The organism is Alphaproteobacteria bacterium (genome assembly GCA_002869105.1).
Lineage (GTDB): Bacteria > Pseudomonadota > Alphaproteobacteria > UBA7879 > UBA7879 > UBA7879.
This window is the reverse complement of record PKTP01000007.1, coordinates 93,859-118,675: the sequence shown is the minus strand read 5'-3', so window position 1 is coordinate 118,675 and position 24,817 is coordinate 93,859. Positions and strand designations below refer to the sequence as shown.

20 protein-coding genes are annotated in these 24,817 nt (G+C 42.7%); 10 read left to right on the top strand and 10 right to left on the bottom strand.

The annotated features are described in order from the left end of the window. Positions 1 to 131: 131 nt before the first annotated feature. Complete coding sequence (locus C0582_03635) at positions 132 to 2,705, top strand: DNA mismatch repair protein MutS (GenBank protein ID PLX29806.1); 2,574 nt, start codon at positions 132 to 134, stop codon at positions 2,703 to 2,705. Then, positions 2,706 to 3,632, top strand: a complete 927-nt coding sequence (locus C0582_03630) for a hypothetical protein (protein ID PLX29629.1) — start codon at positions 2,706 to 2,708, stop codon at positions 3,630 to 3,632. It begins immediately after the preceding gene. Positions 3,633 to 4,444: 812 nt separating this feature from the next. Here C0582_03630 and C0582_03625 read toward each other — a convergent pair. Together C0582_03625 and C0582_03620 are read right to left on the bottom strand one after the other, a co-directional pair. Beyond that, the gene (locus C0582_03625; protein PLX29628.1) at positions 4,445 to 5,170 is read right to left on the bottom strand and encodes a hypothetical protein; all 726 of its coding nucleotides are present in this window, start codon (positions 5,168 to 5,170) and stop codon (positions 4,445 to 4,447) included. Then, on the bottom strand, positions 5,149 to 5,625 hold the full coding sequence (locus C0582_03620) for a thioredoxin-dependent thiol peroxidase (protein ID PLX29627.1): 477 nt from the start codon (positions 5,623 to 5,625) through the stop codon (positions 5,149 to 5,151). Before C0582_03620 ends, C0582_03625 begins: the two co-directional genes overlap by 22 nt. A 42-nt stretch (positions 5,626 to 5,667) precedes the next feature. On the opposite strand from C0582_03620, the gene C0582_03615 reads away from it, so the two are divergent. Beyond that, complete coding sequence (locus C0582_03615) at positions 5,668 to 8,628, top strand: hypothetical protein (protein PLX29626.1); 2,961 nt, start codon at positions 5,668 to 5,670, stop codon at positions 8,626 to 8,628. Between the two features lie 28 nt (positions 8,629 to 8,656). On the opposite strand, the gene C0582_03610 is transcribed toward C0582_03615, so the two are convergent. Next, complete coding sequence (locus C0582_03610) at positions 8,657 to 9,340, bottom strand: hypothetical protein (protein PLX29625.1); 684 nt, start codon at positions 9,338 to 9,340, stop codon at positions 8,657 to 8,659. 281 nt (positions 9,341 to 9,621) lie between these two features. Between C0582_03610 and C0582_03605 the strand changes: the two genes are divergently transcribed. Together C0582_03605 and C0582_03600 are read left to right on the top strand one after the other, a co-directional pair. Then, entirely contained in the window at positions 9,622 to 11,037 is a 1,416-nt protein-coding gene (locus C0582_03605) for a hypothetical protein (protein PLX29624.1), read from the top strand. Positions 11,038 to 11,574: 537 nt separating this feature from the next. Beyond that, positions 11,575 to 11,838, top strand: a complete 264-nt coding sequence (locus tag C0582_03600) for a hypothetical protein (protein ID PLX29623.1) — start codon at positions 11,575 to 11,577, stop codon at positions 11,836 to 11,838. Here C0582_03600 and C0582_03595 read toward each other — a convergent pair. From C0582_03595 to C0582_03580, 4 genes are all read right to left on the bottom strand, one after another. Continuing rightward, positions 11,813 to 12,892 carry a heme A synthase gene (locus C0582_03595; GenBank protein PLX29622.1) on the bottom strand — a complete coding sequence of 360 codons (1,080 nt, stop codon included), beginning with the start codon at positions 12,890 to 12,892 and terminating at the stop codon, positions 11,813 to 11,815. The genes C0582_03600 and C0582_03595 overlap by 26 nt on opposite strands. Continuing rightward, positions 12,871 to 13,365 (bottom strand): demethoxyubiquinone hydroxylase family protein, encoded by a 495-nt coding sequence (locus C0582_03590; protein PLX29805.1) that lies wholly within the window; start codon positions 13,363 to 13,365, stop codon positions 12,871 to 12,873. Before C0582_03590 ends, C0582_03595 begins: the two co-directional genes overlap by 22 nt. A 60-nt stretch (positions 13,366 to 13,425) precedes the next feature. Continuing rightward, entirely contained in the window at positions 13,426 to 13,986 is a 561-nt protein-coding gene (locus C0582_03585; GenBank protein PLX29621.1) for a hypothetical protein, read from the bottom strand. A 71-nt stretch (positions 13,987 to 14,057) separates the two neighbouring features. Then, complete coding sequence (locus tag C0582_03580) at positions 14,058 to 14,804, bottom strand: 3-deoxy-manno-octulosonate cytidylyltransferase (GenBank protein PLX29620.1); 747 nt, start codon at positions 14,802 to 14,804, stop codon at positions 14,058 to 14,060. Positions 14,805 to 14,852: 48 nt separating this feature from the next. Between C0582_03580 and C0582_03575 the strand changes: the two genes are divergently transcribed. The 5 genes from C0582_03575 to C0582_03555 are packed head-to-tail and all read left to right on the top strand — an operon-like array spanning position 14,853 to position 20,247. Next, positions 14,853 to 15,389: a cytochrome c family protein gene (locus C0582_03575; GenBank protein ID PLX29619.1), complete on the top strand. Its 537-nt coding sequence runs from the start codon at positions 14,853 to 14,855 to the stop codon at positions 15,387 to 15,389. Between the two features lie 55 nt (positions 15,390 to 15,444). Continuing rightward, positions 15,445 to 17,085, top strand: coding sequence for a hypothetical protein (locus C0582_03570; protein ID PLX29618.1), 1,641 nt, complete (start codon positions 15,445 to 15,447; stop codon positions 17,083 to 17,085). Then, entirely contained in the window at positions 17,082 to 18,068 is a 987-nt protein-coding gene (locus C0582_03565) for a hypothetical protein (GenBank protein PLX29617.1), read from the top strand. Before C0582_03570 ends, C0582_03565 begins: the two co-directional genes overlap by 4 nt. Beyond that, entirely contained in the window at positions 18,065 to 18,883 is an 819-nt protein-coding gene (locus tag C0582_03560) for a hypothetical protein (GenBank protein PLX29616.1), read from the top strand. Before C0582_03565 ends, C0582_03560 begins: the two co-directional genes overlap by 4 nt. Then, positions 18,880 to 20,247: a hypothetical protein gene (locus tag C0582_03555; GenBank protein PLX29615.1), complete on the top strand. Its 1,368-nt coding sequence runs from the start codon at positions 18,880 to 18,882 to the stop codon at positions 20,245 to 20,247. Before C0582_03560 ends, C0582_03555 begins: the two co-directional genes overlap by 4 nt. A gap of 5 nt (positions 20,248 to 20,252) precedes the next feature. Here the strand turns inward: C0582_03555 and C0582_03550 are convergent, their stop codons facing one another. From C0582_03550 to C0582_03540, 3 genes are read right to left on the bottom strand one after another with little or no spacing between them, the layout of a single operon-like run. Continuing rightward, the gene (locus C0582_03550; protein ID PLX29614.1) at positions 20,253 to 22,331 is read right to left on the bottom strand and encodes a DNA ligase (NAD(+)) LigA; all 2,079 of its coding nucleotides are present in this window, start codon (positions 22,329 to 22,331) and stop codon (positions 20,253 to 20,255) included. After that, a complete protein-coding gene (locus tag C0582_03545; GenBank protein PLX29613.1) occupies positions 22,328 to 23,986 on the bottom strand; it encodes a hypothetical protein in 1,659 nt (552 codons plus the stop codon). The genes C0582_03550 and C0582_03545 overlap by 4 nt, the downstream gene beginning before the upstream one ends. Beyond that, complete coding sequence (locus C0582_03540; protein ID PLX29612.1) at positions 23,987 to 24,805, bottom strand: outer membrane protein assembly factor BamD; 819 nt, start codon at positions 24,803 to 24,805, stop codon at positions 23,987 to 23,989. It abuts the gene before it with no gap. Positions 24,806 to 24,817 lie beyond the last annotated feature (12 nt).

Here is a 24,817-nt window from a genome sequence, read left to right as displayed (position 1 = left end):
GTCGTTTCACTCCTTCGCAATGACAAATGGAGGCTGCGCCCCGCGCTTTCTCGCAATGACGATTCTTTTCTTTTGACGGCGCAACGTTTATACTCTTTTTAATTCAAAAAAGGATCCTTTTTATGACGCCAATGCTGGCTCAGTACGCGCAAATCAAAAGTGAAAATCCTGACTGCCTCTTGTTCTTTCGGTTGGGTGATTTTTACGAATTATTTTACGAAGATGCCACAACGGCTGCGCATATTCTCAATATTACTTTGACCAAGCGAAGCCGTGAAAAAGGCCAAGATGTTCCCATGTGCGGCGTTCCATTCCATGCCGCTGATGGCTATATTGCCAAGCTTATTCAAGCTAATCAGAAAGTGGCCATTTGTGAGCAATTAGAAACGCCGGAAGAGGCTAAGAAGAGAGGGCATAAGTCTATCGTCCGCAGAGGTATTGTAAGGGTCATCACGCCGGGAACGGTGACGGAACAAACCCTGCTTGAGGAAAAAAATCACAACTATTTGGCGTGTGTGGTACCTGATAAAAAACAGTGGGGCTTGGCCTATGTTGATGTCTCGACAGGTGATTTTTGGGTGACGGCAGCGCCTTTCGAAAAGTTGATTCATCAGATTTTACCGCTGAGGCCTCGGGAACTTTTGCTGCCAGAAGGGTGCACGGAAACAGAGCCGATCCAAAAAATTTTGCACGAAACACAGGCCTTGTTAAGTCAGCAACCCAAGAATCGATTTTATTTTAACAGCGCCCACAAACGATTGCTTGAAGCGTATGGAGTGACAACCCTTGAGGGATTCGGCACGTTTGAAACGCTGGAAGTGCAAGCTGCAGGGGCACTCCTGGAATACATTCATTTGACGCAATGTGGCACATTGCCGACATTGAAGCCCCCAAGGTCGGTGAGAACAAATCACGCATTGATGATTGATTATGCTTCTTTGAGAAACTTGGAGGTGTTTCAAACATTACGCGGAGAAAGGCAGGGATCCCTGCTTGCTGTCATTGACCACACACAGACACACATGGGCGCGCGGCTGTTGGGGCAGCACGCTCTATCCCCGACGCAAGATCGAGCATTGCTGGCCAGAAGGTTGGATGCTGTGGAGGCCTTGGTAGAAACGCCTGATTTAAATAGGCTTCAGCAGTGTTTAAAATCCATCCCAGATTTAGAGCGCATCCTAATGCGCTTAACGATGAATCGAGGCGGGCCGCGCGATTTGGTTCAGATTCGATCAGGGCTTCAAGCCGTGACTCATTTAAAGGAGGTCTTGGAGGATCAGCGCGTTGAAAGCACTTTGTATGGATGTTATCAAGATTTACAGGAATTGGCGCAGGTGTTGTTGGAGGCCTTGGCGGCTGAGGTGCCCCTTTTAGCCCGCGATGGGGGTTTTGTCCGCCATGGCTATGACAAAGATCTTGATGAGTTACGGCAGCTGGAAGATGAAAGTTCGGCCCATATCGCGATGCTGCAACAACAATATCAGCAACAAACAGGTATTCCCTCTTTGAAAATCAAACACAATCAAGTGTTGGGATATTTTATTGATGTGACCTATGTGCATAAAGAAAAAGTACCAACCTCCTTTATTCAACGCCAAAGCTTGGTTAATAGCAGCCGATATACAACGGATGCGTTGATCGCTCTACAAGAAAAAATAGAAACTGCGACTGAGAAGAAGCTTACTATTGAGTTGGGCATTTATGATCAGTTGGTTCAAAAAATTCATCAGCATGCACCTTATCTTAGAGACGTATGTGCATGGGTGGCAGCGGTGGATGTGGCCGGATCTCATGCGCAGTTGGCCCAAGATTATGGTTACACCCGCCCGTTGATTTATGAGGACACGCGTTTAAAAATTGACGGCGGTAGACATCCGGTTGTTGAACAAATGATGCGGGTGCGATCTGAGCCTCAGGTGTTTACAGCTAACGAGTGTCTGCTGACCGAGCAAACCAAAATGTGGTTGATGACAGGCCCAAACATGGCAGGTAAAAGTACGTTTCTGCGTCAAAATGCCTTGATCGTTTTGTTGGCACATATGGGCGCCTACGTACCGGCTGATCGGGCCGAAATTGGCTGTGTGGACCGCCTATTTTCCCGGGTCGGCGCTTCTGATGATTTGTCACGCGGGCAATCGACTTTTATGGTGGAAATGGTAGAGACGGCAGCTATTTTGAATCAAGCCACCGAGCGGTCATTTGTGATTGTTGATGAGATTGGCCGGGGAACGGCAACCCATGACGGCCTGGCCATTGCCTGGGCGATTGCTGAATATTTGCATAATCATGTTGGATGTCGTAGTTTATTTGCCACGCACTATCATGAGTTGACACGTCTGCGCAATCATCTGAAGCGGTTTGCCTGTTACACCATGGCCGTTAAAGACTGGCAAGGAGAAGTGGTTTTCTTACATAAGGTGATTGAAGGCATCGCCGATCAATCCTATGGGATTTATGTAGCGCAACTGGCAGGGTTGCCCAAAAAAGCGCTACGGCGCGCCCAAGATTTGATGACCCGTTTTCAAGAACGGGACAATCGCGCTGCTCAAGCGGTGTCTGCCCCCTTGTTTGAAAAGGCGCAAAATGCAACAATGGATGCTGTTTATGACCAACTCAAAGCATTGAATCCTGATAGCTTAACCCCGCGGCAGGCTCTTCAGGTTTTGTATGAATTACAGAGTAAAGCGATCGAAAAGGAAAAATAAGTGAAACTTTCACAAGTGAACCAAGGGATATTATGGTTTTTAAGCAGTCGGCTGAGCTTTGCTGTGGCTGGCATTGTTATTAAGCTTTTCCCCCAAAATAGTGCCTTACAGTTTAACTTTGTGCGGGCCTGTTTTATTGTGATTTTCGTTGTACCGATAATCTACCTTTTTAACCGGCATGAGCTGGATTGGCGCGCACCCTTTCGATCAAAAAACCCAAGCTTAATGATTATCCGGGTGGTGTTGGGGTCAATCGGGTTGATCTGTTTTTACTATACGTTTCAAACCATGACCTTTGCTAAAGCTTTCACCATTGCAGCGGCCACTACTTTTTTCACCCCGCTTTTTGCCAAAATATTTTTAGGAGAAAAAATTGGCATCCATCGCATGGCGGCTATTTCAGTAGGCTATGTAGGGGTTTGGTATGCCCTTGATCCCATCTATTCAGGCATTGATATTTATGAAATTATTGCCTTGGTCAATGTGATTTTAACCGCAACAGTGAGCACCATTTCCAAGAAAATTTTGATTAAAGATAGCCCGTTTGTTTTAATGTTTTATACGGCAATGTTTTCGATTTTTCTTGCTTTGGGGACGTGGTCCACGCAAGGGCCGATCACAGCGATGACGGGTTTTGATGCCTGGCCCTCTCTGACGATTTATAGCTTTGTGCTGCTATTGATTACCATGGGCCCTTTTGCTTTTATGGGGAAATATGGGTATCTAAGAGCGTTCAAAAAAACAGACCTGAGCCTTCTGATGCCCTATGAATACACCAACTTTGTGTTTGCCGCCTTGTTTGGCTATTTCATTTTTAATGAAATACCAGAGGCGAATACTTGGGTTGCCATGGGCCTGATTATCTTGGCAACGACCTTGCTGACGCTGTATGAAACCCGGGGAAAGGCGAGAGGACTGAGACGTTAACGTTCCTAAATGAATAGAGGCCTACTTTTCTTAAGTAAGTAGCACTCTCACTCTAGGTGTAAGTTCCCAAAGAAGGCGTTTTATTACATTCCTTCAAACATGATGGCGCCTTGAGGGGAGTTTGAGTTCAACTCCATCATTTACTTTTGCTCGCGACTAATTGAGAGCTCTGCTTATCAAATGTTATTTTAGGATAGTCCTGTATACTATAGGTCACTTTTTTCTCCTTACCGCCACATATCAATTCTAAGCAACAAGTGTCAACGTTACACAAGCCGGGGCCACTCTTTACAGACTCACATCCAGCTACATTAAGATTGCCTTTCTCTCGGGGGCACATTCATCCATCACCGTACAGGAGAGGTTATTATTGTACTCACATACTCCTTTCGAGGGATTGTTATTATAAAGGCAGCATCCAATCTGATTTTTGCCGGATCCAAGGCAATCTGTGGATGGTCCCGTAAGACCCGTACCTTCTTCTGGACAACCAGAAGAACAGGACGAATCGACCAAAGGACAGATTGCCACCAAAACAAAAACCAAATATTTTAATTGTGTTCTTCTCAATAATTTAAACATAGTTTTTTTTCTCCCATATGTAGTGTGTCACCTTGAGGTAGGCTGGGGGGCTTGGGTCAACTCTTAAAGCTTATGGGTGTGCCGCGCCCTTGTCAAGGATTCTGGGCGATACCAGTTGATTGATCCAATGAGCGATGCAAAATTGGTCTGCAAACAGCACGATTATTGAAAGTAAAAGGGCGTTCTCTCTGTGTCAGACTTGTGTTTCATAAGCGCTGGTTACTTTGAATTTAATCAATGCTGTTCTTATCACTCAGCCGATAGCCACGGCCCCAAACCGTTTGCATATAATCTTTTTCAAGACCAGAATCTGCTAATTTCTTTCGGATGCGCCAAACAAAAGCATCGATGATGCGTATCTCAGGCTCATCAACGCCACCATATATATATTCTAACAAAAATTCTTTGCTTAGGACTTTGCCTTTGTTCAAGGCGAGGCACTCGAGCAAAATAAGCTCTTTCTTGGTGAGATCAATTTGAGCATCCTCTAAAAAAACTTGATGTTTGGATAGGTCAATTTTCAGAAGGCCAACTTCAATGGTTGAGCTTTTTAGGCCATGCAAGCGCCGAACAAATGCACGGATCATTGCCACCAGAACCTGACTTGAAACTTCGTAGTTTATAACCTTGTCAAAACCCGTATCTAAATAGCTGATGATTTCAGAATCACTTAGCTTTCCATCGCTTGTAACCAAAATGAACAGGCAATCTAAATGATAAGACCGAATGCTTGCAAAAAATGAGCTCGCTTTTTGTGGGGTCAATAGTTGATCAGTGACAACACAATCGTATCCATAAATCTGGATATACTCAATAATGTTCTTAATAGATGTTACTTGTTTTGCTTGAATCTCAGGTAATGAAAGAAGGTAATCTCTTATCGGCTCATTTCTGAGATTGAGTAAATTGAGCAACATTTTCATGCTGCACCCGCCTACTCCCTGCCAGTAAGGCATTTAAGGCCATCAATAACCTCATTGCAGTGATTTGCAACGGATACTTTTGGCCATGATTGATCGATGTATCCTTTTTGATCAATCAGGTACGTCGCACGTTGAATGCCCATGTATTTCTTGCCATACATACTTTTTTCAACCCAGACTCCATAGCTTTCCGTGACCGTTCCATCTTCATCTGCCAATAGGTTAAAACGCAGATCATACTTGTCAGCAAACTTTTTATGTTTCTCAACTGTATCCCGTGAAACCCCAATAATTGCCGCCCCCAAATCGAGAATGTCTTGATACGCATCTCTAAAGCTGCAGGCTTCTTTTGTGCAACCGGGGGTGTCATCTTTGGGGTAAAAATAAAGTACAATTGGCTTTCCTTTGAAATCGTCTAATGAAATAACAGTCCCATTTTGATTTTTTCCGGAAAGTGCCGGCGCTTTTTGTCCAATTTCAATCATTATTATTCCTTTAATTATTTAACAAAGTACCCTAATAATAGTCTAATGATCCAAGCTAAGATGTTGAACACCTTTTTCAAAGCCACTGTTAAGATTTCATACTACTTTGTTGTTTTTATCATGCTTGTTTTTTTAACCCTATTTATCAGGCTTCAAATATCGCCCATAGATATTACAAGCATAGCAAAAAAATCATCTTTGCTCGAGGGGTTAAAATCTGGACAAATATTGATCAAATGGCAATCCTTAAGTTTTAATCCTCAGATAAAATTTGAGGATATTTCTCTCAAAAAGCCTTCTTTTGACATTCAGGCTTCAGCTTCTGTTTGGCTTTCAATGCAGAACCTCTTGATTGGCAGAATCAAATTTTCAAACGTTAAAGTTAAAGACATTCAGATTCAAATGGATCATCTACCTGTGGATGCCGGCACTGAGGAGAAAAAAACACTCTATGATGCGCTTTTCTGGGTTGCTGAAAAAACGAATCTAGAGCTGCTGTCTCGGTTCCAGGCCCTGACTGTAAAAGATGGAACGATCATTCTTCCCTCTAATGAGCTTTCGATTACAAAGATTGAAAAACTCACGCTCTCTTTTCAAGAGAGCCCGAATCATCTTGATATCGGGTTTCGGATCAATGATCAGGCGTTATCTCTGAGCTTGCAAGGAGACGCGCTGAAAAATGGGCAAACACTAAAAATTAACGGCGATAATATTAAAGACATCATTCCCACCATTCTTGAAAAGAATGAATTTTTGAAGCCAGGATTGTTTGAAGGACAAACGAAAACAGGTTTTGAAGTTGAGCTGAAACAAGAAAATAAGCACTTTAATGTTGCAGCGCAGATATCCCACCAAACGACACACGATAAAAGAAAGCACACTTATCAAGGCTCTTTTGATGCAAAGGTTGGTCCAGAAAGCGCCCCTTATGAGGCGCATTTGCGAATCATTAGCATTACCCTTGATAAGCTCTCTGATATCTGGCCTGAAGACATTGCGCCCAATGCACAAAAATGGCTTACAAAAAATCTCTCAGAGGGTGTTTTGAATGATGGCTATGTCTGGATTCAAGGGCAGGCCTCTCTTGATCCAAAAGAGCCGCTAACGGTTGATAAAATTAAGGGCCATCTCACCTTGGACCGGACAACGATCAACTATTTAGATAACATGCCTCAAATCAAAGACGCCCGGGCGACAGGATTTTTTAATGAGTCGGGTTTTGATATTGCCATCAATCAGGGTCATATCAATGAAACGCAGATCAAATTTGGACATATGCGTATTACAAACATACTTTCTGAACGGCCTATGGCGGATCTTTATGTTAAAATTTCCTCTCCGTTGAAATCTCTCCTTGAAGTGATCAATACTGAACCACTCGCGCTTTTGAAAAAATATGATTTTGACATTGATCATGCCGAGGGCGCTGTGCTGGCAACACTGAAAATGGGATTTCCCCTTCTTAAGGATGTTGAATTTAAAGACTTTGATTTAGACGTAGAAGCACACCTTAAAAAGGCATATATCAAAAAGCTAACGCCCCAACACCCTTTTGTGTTGTCGGAAGGAACTTATGATTTGACGATCAAATCAGATGAGTTGACAATGACTGGCGATACCTTACTGAACGGTCTTCCTGCCGATTTTACCTGGCATTCTTATTTTTATCCCACGCGCACTTATAAGAATCATTATCTGTTTAAATGTACGGCTAAGCTTAAGGAAATTCCTGAAACTGATCTGAGTGCGTATGATCAGTATGTTCCAGGCCTGATAGGCTTTGATCTGGCCATTAAAGAACTTGTCAATAACGAAGTGAATGTCAGCTTAAAAGCCACCCTAGATAAGACAGACGTTAACCTTCCTATCTTGGGGAAAATTAAGACAGAAAGTGACCCTGGGTTTCTCTATGCCCATCTTATTTTTATGAAAGGTCACTTAAGAAATATTTCAGAATTAAAATATGCCGATGAATCGGGTGAGATTGAACTTGAGGGAACCTTTGATAAAGACGGGTCTTTCAAAATTGATGTGCGTGATGTGTCCGTCCTTAAAAATAAATTTCAAGGATCTATTACTTCATCGAAAAAAGAAGGGCTGACAGTTCATGTCAAAGGTCCTTTTATTGATCTCAGTTCTTATCAGTCAACAAAATCAAAAAAAGAAGAAAAACCGTCCTTTTCCTTTCCTAAAAAAATGCTGTTGGCGCTGGGTTTTGAAAAAGTCTTTATGAAAAACAGCATTGTGATGGAAAACTTTTCCAGCACATTAAATATTGAAGATGATTTCCTAACATATGGTCATGCTAAAGGGACTTTTTATAATAAGAACCAATTCAAATTTCAGCTTTTGAAAAATGGAAACAAGCAAAAGTTAGATTTTTATACCGATAATTTGGGCCTTTTAACGCGGGGGCTGGGGCTTACCACAGAAATATATGGCGGTAAGATTGACATGAAGGGGACAAGAGACCTTCCTGCTTCGCTTAAGACCAGTATCAAAATTACAGATCTAACCATGAAAAACATCCCTTCCATTGTCAGGATTTTGAGCTTGGCCTCTCTCTCAGGGGTTTCGCAAATATTTCAAGGGCCAGGCTATGTTTTTACCGATGGCTTTATTGATTGTAATTATGAAAATAATAAAATTTATATTATCAATAGCTTGCTTAACGGCTCTGGGATTGCCATTAGTGCGGCAGGTTATTTAGATTTTGGCCGGGACCTCATGAATTTGACGGGGCAGGTAGTTCCTTTTAGAAGCATCAACCAGTTTTTAGGCGCTATTCCTCTTATTGGAACGGTCCTTTCAGGAGGGACGCCAGACCATGGTATTTTCTCCTTTAGTTATCAGGCAAAAGGACCTTTGGGGGCGCCTGATATTTCCTCAAATCCACTCTCCATTTTTACACCCCAGACGATTAAGGGGCTTATGAGAGAAGATGCATATGAAGGGGAAAAGGACTTGCCTGATGTTCAGAAAGATCAGAAAGAAAAAGACGTTTGAGTGGTTCGGCCTAATCCAATTGCTCTTGCTAGATTGTTTTTTCCCCGACAAAGTTAGCTAAAAGAGTGCTCTGGGTGATTTGAATCCATTGATTGAGGCCAGGAGTTTTTTGCACGCGTGCCACCTGTCTCATTTCTTTGATCCACTTTTGGACTTGATCATGAGCCAATCTATTCACTCTGATCAATTGACGCTCTTCGTAGAGAAGGCCTTCTTTTTCTGATTGAGGCGCTTTACGGTAGCGGGCTGAATTTCGTGCCCGCTTGTCGTAAGAGGGCTTTAATGCTTCTTCAATTAATTGGTTGCTGTAGGATTTTAACGTTTGGATATATCCTTTCCAGTCTTGATCTGCTTTTAGAAAAGAAGAATTCCATTTCATCAGTTCTATCTTTTGTTCAGTTTGCTTAACGGGATTCAAGGACAATAAAGCATGAGCGGCTTCATCTGGCGTCATGGAATCCTCACCACCGAACGTCGGAGGGGTGGATACTGCTGATGTTGGCATGCTTCCAAAGCCTGATGAAGCGACTGAGGCCGAGGAAGAAGGCCGGTGGATGGGTTTGAATGCGGTGCTTGGAGCATAAGGCGCTTGCTGTCTATTGCGCATGACTTTTTTTTGTTTGCTTGCCGATGGTTCTTTTCCAGCGTTTACGTCTGGACTGAGAATAGAGAGGCCTGTTAAGAGTGTGACTGTTGTGATCAAGTATCGCATTGGATGAATTCCCTGTATTAGATTTTAATGTTAGTCGTGTATCAGATAACAGTCAATAAACATGTCTGATGGATACGCTCAGCTTAGTTGGTAGCGAGGGGGGCGTAAAAAATATTGCGTGAAAATGAGATACACGTATGTGATTATTTCATTTATTTGACCAAGGAGAGAATGCAAATATTCATAAATTTAGAAAAATAAAAATAAATCAAACATAGCTTTGACAATGCCTCAGAGCTGAACTACGCTTTTAAGTGATATAACATAACGGGAGTCTATTCATGAAACACCATCTTAAACTTTTATTTTTATTTGTGGCCCCGCCGCTTGTACTGAAAGCCGTTAATCCAGCGGATTACACCGAGGACCTTGAAGCGGCGAAGGCCCACACACCTATGACATTAGAATCATATCAAGCCGTTGGTGACATTCTTAAAAAAACAGGCAAATCGATTTTTGAAGCGGATAATGGAATTACAAAAAAACCTCAAGACGAAAGAGAGACTGCATACACTGAACTTAAACGTGCGGGCGAAGAGTTTTTGATGCAAACGGTGACGGCTATGCGCAGGGCGACAGGTATGGAGTGCGTTGAAGAAGCCGAAACGGGTAAAGTTGGTTGGCGAATCAAAAAGAGCCATCGTGATGCAAAAGTCCGACGTTTCAAGGAAAAATCTCTCAGTATTGAGGGAGAAATTGCAAAAGCAAAAGGCGAAAAAGAAAAATTAAGCCAATCCCATGATATAGAACTGACGCGTCAACAGCATGTTCGAGACGAAAAATTGCAAGAGATTGAAGCAGATTGGCGACAAACTAAAGCCCAATACGAGCAAAATTTAGCCAGCGTTGAAGGTGAGCATGAGAAGAATCAAGCTGAAATTAAAAAGAGATTTTCAGAATCTAAAAAATCTTTTGAAGATGCAGAAGATGAAGATTCAGTTAGCACTTTAAGGTGGCTTGGGGAACAAGAGAAGAAAGCTCTTAGATCTGCAAAAGAAGCATACGAGAAAAAGGCATTAGATCTTAATGCTGCCTGGGCTAAAAAGGAGCAATCCTATAAAGATCAAAAAGTAGAAACAAATCAAGGTTATAAAAATGATCGTGACCAATCAATTGCTGCTTTCAAAGTGGCTAATGAACCACATGATCGGGAAATTGAGACAAAAAAAATAGAAATGACGCGTCTTCAAGAAGCAGCTCATTTTTGGCAATTCTATTATAAAGCAGCAGAATATGGGTTGGGTTTCGAACAGACACAAACTTATGGCTCTTTAGCGGGGCGTCTGACATGGGGTTATGCAGGAACGGATCCCTACTATTGGCCGATACCCTTGTCAGAGGATGAAGATTTAATAACGTGGGATGCTGAAAAAATTATGCTTATGCCATTTCAAGGGCTTTTAAATACGGAAAGCTATAAGCGTTATTTTGTGGATGAAAATGGCCAGGATGAATTAGCTGTTTTGTTGGAGACTGTTAAGAAAACCCAGCTTCTGTTGAAAGCCCTTCAAACACTTGGTCAAAAGAAAAAGTCAACTTATGCGAGTGCCGCTACTGGGCAAGGTGCGTCGGCTACTGTTGCGGATCAACCCGAATTGGCTGCAAATACAGAGGCTATTAATCGTTCAGGTAAAAAAAAAGCGGTAAAAAAACAACAGCCACACCAGCAGAAGAAAGCGAGTCCTTGGGCGGGGTGACGAAGTAGCAATACGTGCCCACGCGCCATACGAAACCCCGTCTGCAACTGGATCTGCAGCGGGGTCTTTTTTATCAGGGGCCTCCTGGCTTTTGGGAGAGGTCGTTGGTGCCTTGCGTGAAGATGTTAAAGACTTGGCAACGGACATCGCCAGAGCTTTGAATGGCGAAGAGGATGATGAGCGTGTGCCTAGTGAAGAAGAAAAGTTGAGATATTATCTGGGGGATGATGATGTGTTTGCTCCTTTTTAAAATATTATAAAAGCCAAAGAGACCAGGGCAGAGCGCTTGAGGGAGAATCCTCAAGCGCTTTTTTTTATCAGGGAAGTGTCTTTTAAAAACTTCACTGATTCATTGAATTAAAACTCTTATTATCGTTTATTTTAAGGGCCTTTTTTTAGGTCTTTAATTTATTTTTGTGGCTTCAGGAAAGGGCTTTATCCGACCATTCTATTTTCTTGAGAATAAATTTCTTTATTTCAATTAAGTGTTTTTTAGCTATTTCGTTAAATTAAATTTAGGTGATAGGTATAAAAAAAATGAAAAAAATAGATGATAAAAACAATAGCCTAAAAAACAAAAACACTCAGCTTTACCAAGACCTTGCTCTTGAAATTGTTGGATTAAATCCCTCTAAGTTTTCATATTTATTGGACATTAAAAACGATATAAATAGAAAAGGGCGTGTTAATCGGGATCCTCTTGTTTTGGATGACTTGATGATGCAAGCGCTTACCTTTATCAAGCAATCAGAATTTGCGGGGCGTCATGGGGTCATTAAAGCTTCAGCTTCATTTGAGTGAACCAGATACGGAAAAAAAGCATGACAACGATAATACCAAGCAACTGATGTGCTAATGCTAGGGAGAGTGGCGCGCTACGGATAAGCGTGAGGATGCCAAGAGTGAGTTGTAGCAAAAGACATGCTAAAAGAAGGAGAGAGCTAGAAAAAAATCCATAGCGAGTAACGCATGTCTTAAGATTGATATTCTTCATGGCAAGAATGATCCCTATGGCAAAGGTTAACAAAGCCAGAGCCCTGTGCACGAACTGAACAATGGCCGGGCTTTTGTATAAGTTTCCTAGGGCCAGCGCTGGTTGCCACTCACTTGATGGAAAAATTGCACCATTCATTAGAGGAAATGTGTTGTAGATAAGTCCGGCTTTGTGTCCCGCAACCAGCCCCCCATAAGCAAGGGTACAAATTGACACCATGAAACCTATACGGCTTAAAATAGGGTGTCTCCGCGTGCTAGAGACCTCTTTGTGTTGGGTTCGAGGCTGCTTTTTGACATGAAGTGTTTGCAGTGCTTCTTTATAAAAAAGAATTAGAATCACCGTTGCGATCAATAGATGCGCTGTAAGACGTGTGGGGTTAACCATGGGATCATTTACAAGCCCACTTTTAACCATGTACCATCCCATGAATCCTTGAGAGATACCTATCAAGGTTAATAAGATAAAAAAGCGCTTTTGTACCTGAGAAAGCGTGCGCCTGATCCAGAAAAAAGCAAGAGGGATCAAAAAAATAAGGCCAACCAGTCGGCCAACCAATCTGTGGACATATTCCACCATATAAATAAACTGAAACCGTCTGAGAGAAATATCAAAGTTGACTTTTTGATATTCCGGAGAGGTGTTGTATTTACCAAACTCCTCTTGCCAGGCCGTGCTGCTGAGGGGAGGGAGCGTGCCGACAATCGGTTTCCATTCAATGATCGAAAGGCCAGAGCCCGATAAGCGGGTAAAGCCTCCAATAGCGATCATGAGAAAGACGCCAGCCATACAGGCGCGTAACCAGAGGAGATACCAGGAGGAGGATGAAGCTTTAGTCATCAAATCCTCTTGGAAAGCCAAATCGCAACTTTAGCGCCCCCTTTGATGGCAAGACTTAAGGGGGTGTAGCCTATAAAACTTTTGGCTTCTTTTTCTAGGGCGAGATCTTTATGCTCACTTTCTTCCGCTTGGCATTTACGGATGATGGTGGTGACTTCTGGCGTATGATCGTTACTCTCTAGAGCATCTAACTGATCTTGGTAATGTTCTTCAATGACTTCTTCAACGGCAACGGTACAGGCCATAGCAGCCTTTTTGCCCATCAGGGCTGTTGCAAACCCCAGGGCATATCCAGCGCCATGCCAGAGGGGTGATAGAAGCGTTGGCCTCACATGGTTTTTGACAATGAGATCATCAAAAAGCTTTTTATGCTGCTGTTCTTGGGCAGCCATATGATCCAGCTCAGCGCCAATGGACGAATCACCCAGCACCGCTTTTTGTCCTTGGTAAATTCGGACAGCGCCATGTTCTCCCGCTTGGTTAACCCGGAGCATTTGATGAAGTTGATGTCTTTGAATGGGAGTCATGTCAAAATTTAGTCATTCTATAATATTTTAATTATACCGTCTGTGAGGGATTTTGAAAACAAATAGCAGATAGAGACAAAGATATAGGTTGATCAGGAAGTTGTACTCAACAGGGGAGAGACCAAAGATTCTGAGCGGGACCCGATCACATGGAACATATTTGGTTTGCTTGATCTGTTTTTTCAGATCTTGAAGGTTCATTTTTTTGAAATCAGTTTTGTTGTGACAAACTGAGGGAAGAGAGACCCATTTACGCTCAATGGCAATGTGGTAGCTGCTAAGACCGATATTGGTTACAATAGCTAGGATCATTAATACTATTATATAACGAAGCGTTTTTGGCGCTTTGATCATAAGGGAAACCGTTCCAAGAACGATGAGCGCCCCATAAGGCCAGCGCTCAAAAATACAAAAAGCACACGGGGCATATCCACCGATGTATTGCATGAAGAAAGCAATGGCTAATAAGCTAAAACTAACCAAGGCAATTAAAAAGATGAATACCTGGACCGGAATATTTTTTCCTTTTATGAAGGGCGCAAAAAGGAGAGTGAGGTGATGTTTTTTAAGGGCCTGCCAGACGGTCATCTTTTGATACTTTTTTTTCAGTATAGCGAGCTATGAAGGGAAACCCAAGTCTTTAGCAGCTGCCAAAAATATTAAACAGCAGTCCGTTGAGAATTCAGGCGTGCCTTGTTGAGATCATCTGGGGTATCAACCGAGAGCGGGGCTTCATCCACAATCCCGACCCCAATTTTGAGGCCCAAGTCTAAGGCGCGCAGTTGTTCGAGTCTTTCCGTGTTTTCAAGGGTGCTGGGAGAGGCAGCCACAAACTTTTCTAAGGCTGCTTTGCGAAAAGCGTAGATGCCAATATGGTGATAAAAAGTGGCGGCTCCATGGGGAATCGGTGCGCGTGAAAAATAGTGCCCAAATCCATAGGATTTCTGTTGATCAAGGGGTGAAAAAGCCACCTTAACAACGGACGGGTTTTGAATGTCTGCGGCATCTTGGATTGGGGCGGCTAAGGTTGTGATATCAAATGGCATGTTCTGCTCTAATAGGGTTGCAGCAAAGGAAATATACGCTGGAGAGATAAAGGGTAAATCACCCTGTAAATTGATAATGATGTCTTCAGGGGAAAGAGTTTTAATTGCTTGCGACGCCGCGTAAACACGATCGGTACCGCTTGGTAACATCGGATCTGTTAGAACTGCTTTCCCCCCGGCTTTTTCAATAATAGATTTTAGGCGTTCGTCACAGCAGGCAACGATTACTTGATCGCACTTTGCCAAACGGGCTTGATTCAGTACACGGATAATCATGGGCGCACCGCCAATATCGGCAAGGGGCTTATTGGGCAGCCGTGATGAGGCCAAGCGAGAGGGAATAACAATAATCTTTTTCATGGGTATCTTATAAATTATTTGGCGAGCATATCATAAATTGCTACGTTGATGGAGGGAGTTCCTGACATGAATAAACAAAAAGGCAATATGATTTTTGCGGCTACTCTGATAGCCCTTATTATTTGGCTCATTTCTGCAATGATTTCGGAAGCTTTGGTTGACCCTGTGGCTTTGAAGCAGTCCGTTTACAAGATTGATGTTCCTGATCATGAGGTAGGCGCTCAGGTTCCGGCTCAAAAAGAGGGGCCAGAGCCCATTGATGCTTTTATGGAGCAAGCCGATGCGATCAAGGGGAAATCCCTAATGCGCCAGTGTATGCAGTGCCATTCCTTTGATAAAGGAGGGCCTCATAAAATTGGGCCGAATTTATGGGGTGTTTATGGATCTTCTATTGGCGCTAAAGAGGGGTATGCCTATTCCTCTGGGTCTAAAAAGCTTGCTGATAAGAAATGGACAGATGAAAATTTGAACCATTTTCTTTATAAACCACGTGCCTTTATGCCAGGAACAAAAATGGCTTACGTTGGATTAAAAAGAGCCAAAGATCGTGCGAATATCATTGCGTATTTAAAAACATTGGTATAGATACTTTTCAATTTTCTGATAAGATTTTCACAAACAGAGTTGTTGGAGAGAACGCGTGCGTTTTTTAAGTGTTGTTTTTTTATTTTTCTCTTTGAATGCTGCCTTGGGGCAGACGGTTCTGAGTTTGCCATCTGCGCCAAAGGCTAAGTATGATGCAGCCAGTGATCGGTTGAGTTATGTTCTAGACGAAGCTATTCAAGGTGGTAGCATCAGTTTGGCCTCTCCAAAAATCGACTTCAATAGCTTTAATCCCTTTATCAGAAATGCATGGCCCGCAGAGGGAAGTGAACGCCTTTATGCCACCTTAATGTTTCAACCGTTGGATGATGAGAAGAACTTGTATCCTTATGTGGCAAAAGAATATGAGCAAGATGGTTCATCTGTTACTTTTACGCTTCGTGACGGGGCGACTTTTTCAGACGGTAGCTCGATTACCACTCAGGACGTTGCGGCCAGTTTTGCAGTGATTAAAGAGAAGGGAAAAAGAGATCTCAGAGAGGGGTTGGAATCTGTTGAATTTACTCTTTTAGATGACCAGAAGATCCGATTTCATACGAAGGTCAATCAAGCGTTGTCAGCAGAGCAAAAATTTAAAATCGGGTGGCTGCCAATTTTTAAAGCGCCTGACTTGAATTCAAGGGAGCAGCTTAAGAAACCAATCACCAGTGGGCCATATGAAGTTGAACACTTTCATAAAATCAATTATGTGCAGTATAAAAAACGCCCCAATTGGTGGGGAAATTCACTTTGGTTTCATACGAACCGCTATAACTTTGAGAGGATGAGTTATTTTTATATTCCAAATCCAGAGATGAATTATCGGGCTTTTCGGCAAAAGAAATACCTGCTTCGGCGCGAACTAAATCCACAATGGTGGCACCATCGATATGATTTTGACGCGGTTCGCCAGGGGAAAGTAGAAAAGAAGACGGTCAGGAATGATCAAACCTTAAAGGCGGGGGGGATATTTTTAAATACCCGAAAGCCTGCACTCAAAAACCTCAGCGTTCGCCGTCTTTTACAAAGCTCTTTTGACTTTCAGCAGCTTAATCACACTTGCTATTTTGACAGTTATTCATATCTTCCAAGCTTGTTCTTTGATGCGAAGATCATTGATTTTTCCAAAAACCACCAAGAAAAGAGTCAAGATTTAATTCATGAAATGGGCATTGCCCTTGAAGAATCAAAAAATTCCATTGTTACATCAAGATTAGAAAGGCCCGTGCAGTTAATTATGGTCGCCCTTGTTCCTGCTCATAAAAAAATATTAGAGCCGTGGAAAATGAAGTTGAAAAAATACAACATTGATCTGATCATTCAAATGACCACACCAGGAGAATACTTCAAGCGCCTCCAAACGGGGGCTTATGACATGATTGTTGTTCCTCAAATATCCGGCGTAGATTGGCCTTCTATATCCAAAAGTTTAGGAGACTTTATTCTAAGAGCTGTTGACACGAACCAGTCATTTGAAAGAGAAACTTTAAGATTACTTTTGAAAAAAATTCAAAGCGCGCCAACAGATTTTGAGGAAAAATTATATCTGAGTGTCTTTAACCAATGGGCTTTTCAAAATGCCTACTTTATCCCCATGTGGTTTCGATCTAAGATTGATTATGCAAGTTGGCTTAAAGTTAAAATTCCTGAGGCCACCATCGGCCAATCGGATATTGATCATTGGTGTGTGGCAGCATGAAGATAACATGGTATGACTCAACGGTTTTATGGCGGATAGTACGGGGTCTCTTTTGGACACTGCTTTCATTGGGGGTAGCTAGTTTCATCAACTTTATTCTTATTCAGTATGCGCCCGTAAAGCCCGATGATTTTTTTGCCTCTCAAGAGATCCTGACCACCGCTCAGTATGATCAGGCGCCTGCGTTAAAACAGTCACTATTTCAAGGATACGGTCATTTTTTAACGCGCATTTTTACAGGGGATTTTGGTAGAAGTCAGTTATATGATGTACCTGTCATTGATGTCATACAAGATGCGCTGATTGTCTCTTTGACCCTGAGCAGTTTGTCTTTGCTGCTAAGTTATGGCGGGGCTTTTCTGATAGCTTGGATTTACTTTATCTCTGGGTCAATGGGGAGGAAATTTTTGTATGGTGCTCTGTCTGTTCTGCAGTCATTACCAAAATTATTTGTGGCCTTGCTGCTTGTGATTGTGTTTGCCAGCAATCAAGATTCTGGGCTTTTCCCTCTAGAGAGCCCACCCCTTATTAACGATCTACGCCTTGATAGATGGGATTTGTTTTGGAACGCCTCTCAAAAATTTATTCTGCCGATACTCACGCTGTTCTTTGCTTATACCCCAAAAGTATTTTTATATTTTGTAGGCATGATAGCGGTAGATTCTCGCCTTCAGAACCACCTGTTTTGGAGGGGGCATGGGCGCTCCAAAAACCAAATTTTTTGGCTAAGCGAGAGCCGATATTTGCTGTCAACCTTGTTGTGGCGCGTTGTGAATGATTTTGTTTTCCTGATTTTTACTTATGGTTTTATGGTAGAGATTATATTCTCCCTCCCTGGAATGGGTTTCTTGGGGTATCGCGCAATTATTTCTGGTGATTTTGATCTTTTCATGGCGATTTTCCTTTTGTTTTCAGTCATAAGTATTGCCTTCAATTTCATCTTAAGAGCTCTTGTTCCAACCTATGAACAGGTCAAGCTATGAAATTTTTCTTTCCATATCAGAAAAGAATGCGCAGTACGCTTATCAGTTTCTTGCTGATTAATGGCGTTTGCTTACTTTGGATGGCTGGTTTTACAGAAAGTGGTTGTCTAGCCTTTCACCCTCAGCCTCCTTCAGCTGCGTATTTGTTAGGGACAACAACCAATGGATTCGACATCAGCTTTATTCTGGCAAAAAGTATTATCCAAACGCTTTGGTTTTTGACGGTAACAGTTTCTTTGGTGTTTTTCTTTTCAGTAACACTGGGCATTGTTTTTGGTTACTTCTGCCGATTGAATTTTTGGGTGCCGATGTTGCGCATCATTGAGATTGTTAATAGCATTCCCTTGCTCATGGTGCTGGTTATTTTAGGCTATTACCATTGGCTTTTTTGGGGATCTTTTTTGGTTCTAATATTGCTCTTTAAATGGCCCTTATGTGCGCAGGTTTCACAAGGGCTGGCAATGTCGTATCGTTTGACGATGCCTGTGTTACTTGCCCAGATGAATGGCATAAGCGATTTATCAATTATCAGGCGCTATTTTATCCCCAATATTTTTAAAGCCTTGATTCCTAAAGTGCCAACGTTGGCGGTTTCTCTTTTTAACACCCTAACCATTATGGATTTTTTGGGGTATTCTTTTTTAGGAACCAGTATGAGCCTTGGCTCTTTGGTGGCTGAGGGAAAAGATAATTTATATGCGCCGTGGATTTTACTAGGTGGCCTTGGGGGGCTCTTGATTGTTTTGGTGCCCTTTATTTTGCTCAGCTTCTCAGTGGTGTCTGAGGGTAATAAGGCAGAGGAGAGGTATCAATGAAAAATAATGCTTCACTTGAACCCATTTTATGCCTTGAGGATTTGCACTTTGGATGGCGTGAAAACAAAATTTCAGCCCCTTTATTTGACGGTGCTTCGCTGGAAATATATCCCGGTGAAGCTGTTGGACTTTGGGCAAAAAACGGCACCGGTAAAACAACCTTATGCCATTGTATTTTAGGGATTCTGGAAGCAAAAAGCAGCCGCTTAAAAATAATGAATCAATCCTTGATGGATACTTCCAAGGCTGAGTGGCGCGCTGTGTTGAAACAGGTAACTTTTTATTGCCCGGGCTATACACTGAATTATGATGTCTCCATTCACTGCTATGTCAAAACAGAACTTCAAAAGATTATCAAAACCCATCGCCATTGGTTTGAAGATCTTGCAAAAAAGTTGGATTTCAGAGATGGGAAATCTCTTTTAACATATGTTCTGTGTAAGTCTGGAGAGGGCATTCGACTTGGCCTTTTGGTGCGAGCGCTTAGACAATCAGCGGGCCTGATTATTTTAGATGAGCCTTTTGAGGGTCTGCCCCTGGCGTGGCGATCTGTGATTTTAGAAGAATTCAGCCGGCAGCTATGCCGTTCACGTATTGGTATTTTATGTATCAGTCATCATCCAGACGTTCTGGCTTGGTGTCATAGAAGCGTAACCATCAGTGATCAAAAAATTGTGCCTATGACGCCTCAGGGAAATAAAAAGGAGCGTGGAAAAAATTTTGCACTTCCAGAAAGGAAGACAAAAAACCACCAGATCCTTTTTTGCCTTGAATGGCATCCCATGAATAAAAAAAACCACCCCAATATCATGGTGCGGGCTGGGGAAAAGAGACGTATTCCGTTAACCCTCAAACCCCTGATTTTAGATGGTATTATTCAGGCTGTATTAACGCAAAAAATAGATCGATCCATTTTATCCCAGACCAGCAGTTTGCAAATATGTGGCACTGATATCCTTGAAGGTCTTACAAAGTCTGCCTCTGAAGAAATTCGTCAGCATGTTGTGTTTCTGCCCCAAGCACACCATGTTTTTTCTAAAGATGTTTCTTTTTTAGATTATTTTAAGATGCTGTTTGAATCTCAAAAAGAAAAATCCGCTGAACAGTTTTGGAAGACAGTGTATGACTGGATGCATATTTTTTCTGTGCCTGAGATTCTTCTCACCCGCTCTTTGATGTCGGTGTCAAAGGGACAGGCTCAGAAGTTGGCACTTATTCAAGGCTTGCTGCGAGCGCGGACAAAACTCTATATTATGGTAGCGCCATATTCGGGATTGGATCAGAAAAGCTGTGAGATTTTAGACTGCGTTGTTCAAGAGCTTTGTAAGCAAGATAAAGGATTTTTGATGTTAGAGGCAGAGTGAAACTTCTAACTTTCAAGTAATTCTTGCCACGCGTCTTCTGTTAAACAGGGGATGCCTAGGGATTGAGCTTTGGCAACCTTGCTTCCAGGTTTGTCTCCAACAACAAGATATGATGTTTTGGCCGAGAGAGAGGTTGCAATTTTCCCTCCGTGCATCTGAGTCCGTTTTTCTGCCTCTGAGCGCGGTATGCTGAGTGTTCCTGTAAACAAGAATGTTTGACCGTCCAAAGAGCCTAGTTTCGATGGTTCAGTTGACTCATGCAATGATTTGATCGAGAGACTTGATATCAGATCTGAAACCAAGGACGCGTTTTTGGAAAGGCTGAAAAATGCTTTTAAACTTACAACGCCTTTTGGGCCAATCCCATCTATGCTCAGGAGGCGCTTACTTTGTTCATCGGTGTCACTGGATTCCTGGACAAGGCATTCCATTGATTCAAACCAGGTTAGGGCTGTTTGATAATGCTGTGCGATCAGCTTAGACGTTTCTTGACCAATAAATTGAATGCCTAAAGCGTAGATAAAACGATCCAGAGAAATATTTTTTTTATCTTCAATGGATTGGAATAAATTGTTGGCAGATTTACGTCCCCAGCCAGGTTGAGTGCGGAGAGGCGTCAGAGAGGTTTGATCTCTTTCTTCTAAAAAAAAGAGATCGAGGGGGGTTTTAAGATCGCCCCGATTCCAGAAGTATTCAATATTCTTCTCACCCATGCCATCGATATCAAATGCTTTTCTTGAAACAAAATGTTTCAGTTTTTCGCGTTGCTGGGCTGGGCATTCAAACCCCCCTGTGCATCGGATGGCCGCTTGACCTGGCTCTTGCAAAGCAGGGCTATGACATTCAGGGCAAGTCGTTGGAAACAAGAAAGGATCTGCACGTTTTTGCTGAGAAGGTATAACGTGAATGATTTTTGGGATCACATCTCCCGAACGTTCAACCAAAACTTTATCGCCAATACGCAAGTTTTTCCGGCTGATTTCATCAGCATTATGAAGGGTGGCATTTTTGACGATGGTGCCATTTAAAAGAACAGGAGACAATCGAGCAACTGGCGTTAAAACGCCCGCTCGACTGACTTGTATATCAATGGATTCTAGGGTTGTTTCTCCGGCCTCTGCGGGAAATTTCAACGCGACTGCCCAGCGGGGAGCTCTGGCAACAAACCCCAGATCTTTTTGAAGGGAAATATCGTTTACTTTAAGCACGAGGCCATCGATATCAAAATCAAAAGAGGCGCGACTTTGATTGATTTGATCATAGTATTTTTCAATTGCTTCAGGATGGGAGGAACATAGGGGCTTTGGAATAACGTCTAACCCCCACACTTTTAGATTTTTGATCACATCTGCTTGTGTTTCATGCTGTTGTGCCCCAGGGAGGACGAGATCATAAGCAAAAAACTTGAGAGAGCGCTTTGCCGTGATGTGGCTGTCAAGTTGACGAAGTGATCCAGCAGCAGCATTGCGCGGGTTTGCAAAGATTTGGCCTTCTTGTTGTCGTTGCTTTTCGTTAAAGATTTCAAAATCACTTTTTGGAAAATAAGCTTCCCCGCGGATTTCCAGCCGCTCGGTTGGGTAATTTCCAGACAAGATATGGGGGATGTTCCCAATGGTTTTAACATTGTCTGTTATGTTTTCTCCGACTTGACCATCACCCCGCGTTGCGGCCCGGATCAGAAATCCATTTTCATAGGTTAGGGCGACGGATAACCCATCAATTTTTAATTCTGTATAAAATTCAAGGGTGCACTTTTCATCACGTTTTAGAAATCGATTGAGACGCTTTTGAAAGGTGCTGATTTCGCTCGCCGTAAACATGTTATCCAAAGACAGCATTGGACGCATGTGTTGAACAGGTGAAAACTTGTTTTTTTCTACGGGTGTTCCCACCCGATTTTGTCGACTTAGGGGATGAATGAAAGCAGGATAGCGCTTTTCCAGTTCCTCTAATTCTTGACACAACGCATCATAAACAGCGTCAGACACAATGGGATTCCCAGTGTAATAGAGCTGATCGTAATGAAAAATATCTTCACTTAACTGAGCGATTTTTTGTCTTATTTCTTGCTTAGAAGGTGTCATTGTTTTTGTGCGATAAGAGATTGAGCAGCTGCAGTTGTTTCAACAGTGACAGTTTTTCCAGAGAGCATCCGTGAAATTTCAGCCAACTTTGTTTCTGGGTCAAGGCCTGCTTGTGTGCGACTAATTGTTTTATCGGCGTAGTGATGTTTTTCAACGAGGATGTGGTGATCTGCAAGAGCGGCAACTTGGGGGGCGTGGCTAATGGCAATAACCTGATGGTGTTGTCCAATCGATAGCAAACAATGACCAACGGCATGGGCAACGGCACCCCCAACACCTTTGTCAACTTCATCAAAAAACAGCGTAGGACACTGTTTAAGATGGGCGCTTACTTTTTCGAATGCTAAAAACAAGCGTGAACGCTCTCCGCCGGATGCTGCTTGGTCGAGGGGAGTGAAGGGCGCATCCACATTCGGCTGAACCATGAGTTGGATTTTATACATGCCGTTACTAGACCACTGGTTTTCTGGGAGAGGGTCATTGGAAACTTTGAGTTTAAGCTTTTCCAACATGAGTTGGGGCAGTTCTTTCTCGACAAGTTGGCACAGATGATTAGCAACTTTTACGCGCTTGGCGTTCAGATCTTCGGCCAACTCTCTATAGTGTTGTTTTGTTTGCTGTACGTGTTGCTGTTGTGCCTTTAAATCTTTTGTGCCACCGTGCAGTAAACGTGCCTGTTCTGCAAAGTGAGCTTGCTTTTCTGGGAGATCAGCTATGGAACAGTTGTATTTGCGACTAGCCGATCGAAGAGAGTGAAGTCTTTGCTCTATTTGATCTGCATCCAAGCTCATATCTTGGGCGCTTAAATAGGCCTGTTGGGTAAGTTCTTCGCTAAACGCCTGATACGAATCGATCAAGGTCTCTAAATGTTTTTCAAGGCCACTCTCTTCTTGCGTTGTTTGGAGCTTAGAGAGCTTTTTGCTCACCTTATACCAAAGCTGACTTCCTTCATCAGGATTGAGCAGAGAGAGACATTCTTGAAGAATTTGATGGTTTTGTCCTTGATTTTTTGCCTTTTGTCGCTGCTCTAGGAGATGATCTTCTTCATGGTCTTGGACTGCTAGCTTTTCAAGTTCTTCGTGCGCTTTTTCAATAAATTCTCTTTCTCGTTGGCGCTTATCATTTTCTTCTTTGAGTTGAGTATAAGTATGAACAGCTTGTGTCCAGGCCTGATAGGCAGACTGAAGATCCTGGCAAATCTCAGAGAGATCACCAGCCCGGTCCATGACAGAGAGCTGTGCTGCTGGACTGAGAACTTGATCAAATTGATTTTGTAGAGAGAATAGGAGAGGGGCTAAATCTTTTATGGTGGCTGTTGTGCTCATCTGGTCATTGATGAAGCAGCGTGTTTTACCATCAGGAGCAAGGGTGCGACGGATCAAAATAGGATCCCCTTCAGTGATTGAAATGCCTCTTTCAGCTAAAAGATTGATTTGCTTTTTATCGGCGGTAAAAGTTCCGGTAATTTGAAGGGAGCTATCACTCTTTTTTAAGACCGTTATAGGCAGCTTGCCGCCAAACAAAAACTGGAGGGCTTTTAGAACCAGAGACTTCCCAGCTCCGGTTTCACCCGTTATGACGTTAAATCCCGGTTTGAAATCAATGATCTGGCTTTCGATGGTAACAAAATTTTGAATGGAGAGAGCTGTGAGCATCTATGTCTCCGAAGACGAAGCCCCTTTTACTTTTTTTTGTGAAAGGTGAATTTGATGTTTCTTGATAAGATCATGGTGATCGAGAAGACTATAAGTCGATTGATACCATTTATTACCAGGGTAGTTATAACCAAGAATCGCCGCGTGTTTGAGAGCCTCATCTTTCATGCCGAGCGTTAAGAAAACCTCGACACATCGATAAAGGGCTTCAGCAGCATGAGATGTTGTCTGATGGCTTTGGACAACATGCAAGAAGCGCTGTAGGGCAGCCGTGGGTATTTTTTTGTCGAGGTAGAATCGACCAATTTCCATGTCTTGACCAGCAAGGTGCTCTTTACACAAATCAATTTTCAGGCGCGCGTCTCGCGCATAGAGGGTTTTAGGATGTTTTTGTGTCACCTTTCGAAAAGCCTTGAGGGCTTTGTATGTCATGGTTTGATCACGCTCTACCCCTGTTATTTGAATGTAATAACAAAGCCCAAGGAGATATTGAGCGTAGGGAGCATAGTCACTATTGGATTGTGATTGAAGGAAGTTTTCTAGATTGGCAATCGCTTGCTCGTGCTGCCCCGATTCGTAATAGGCATAGGCAGCCATGAGTTGAGCTTTCATAGCCCAAGGCGAGAGTGGGTAGAAGCGTTCAACGTTCTCAAACGCCTTAGCTGCTTTTTTATAATCTTTTTCGACAATCATGTGGTCCATGGCTTTGTCATAAAGGGCACTGAGGGCAGTTCCTTCTTTTGGTTTTTCAACCTCATGGGAAGAACAACTGGCAAGGAGAAGGAGAAAAGCAATTAAAAAGGAATTTAATTTAATCATGGACCGTATTTT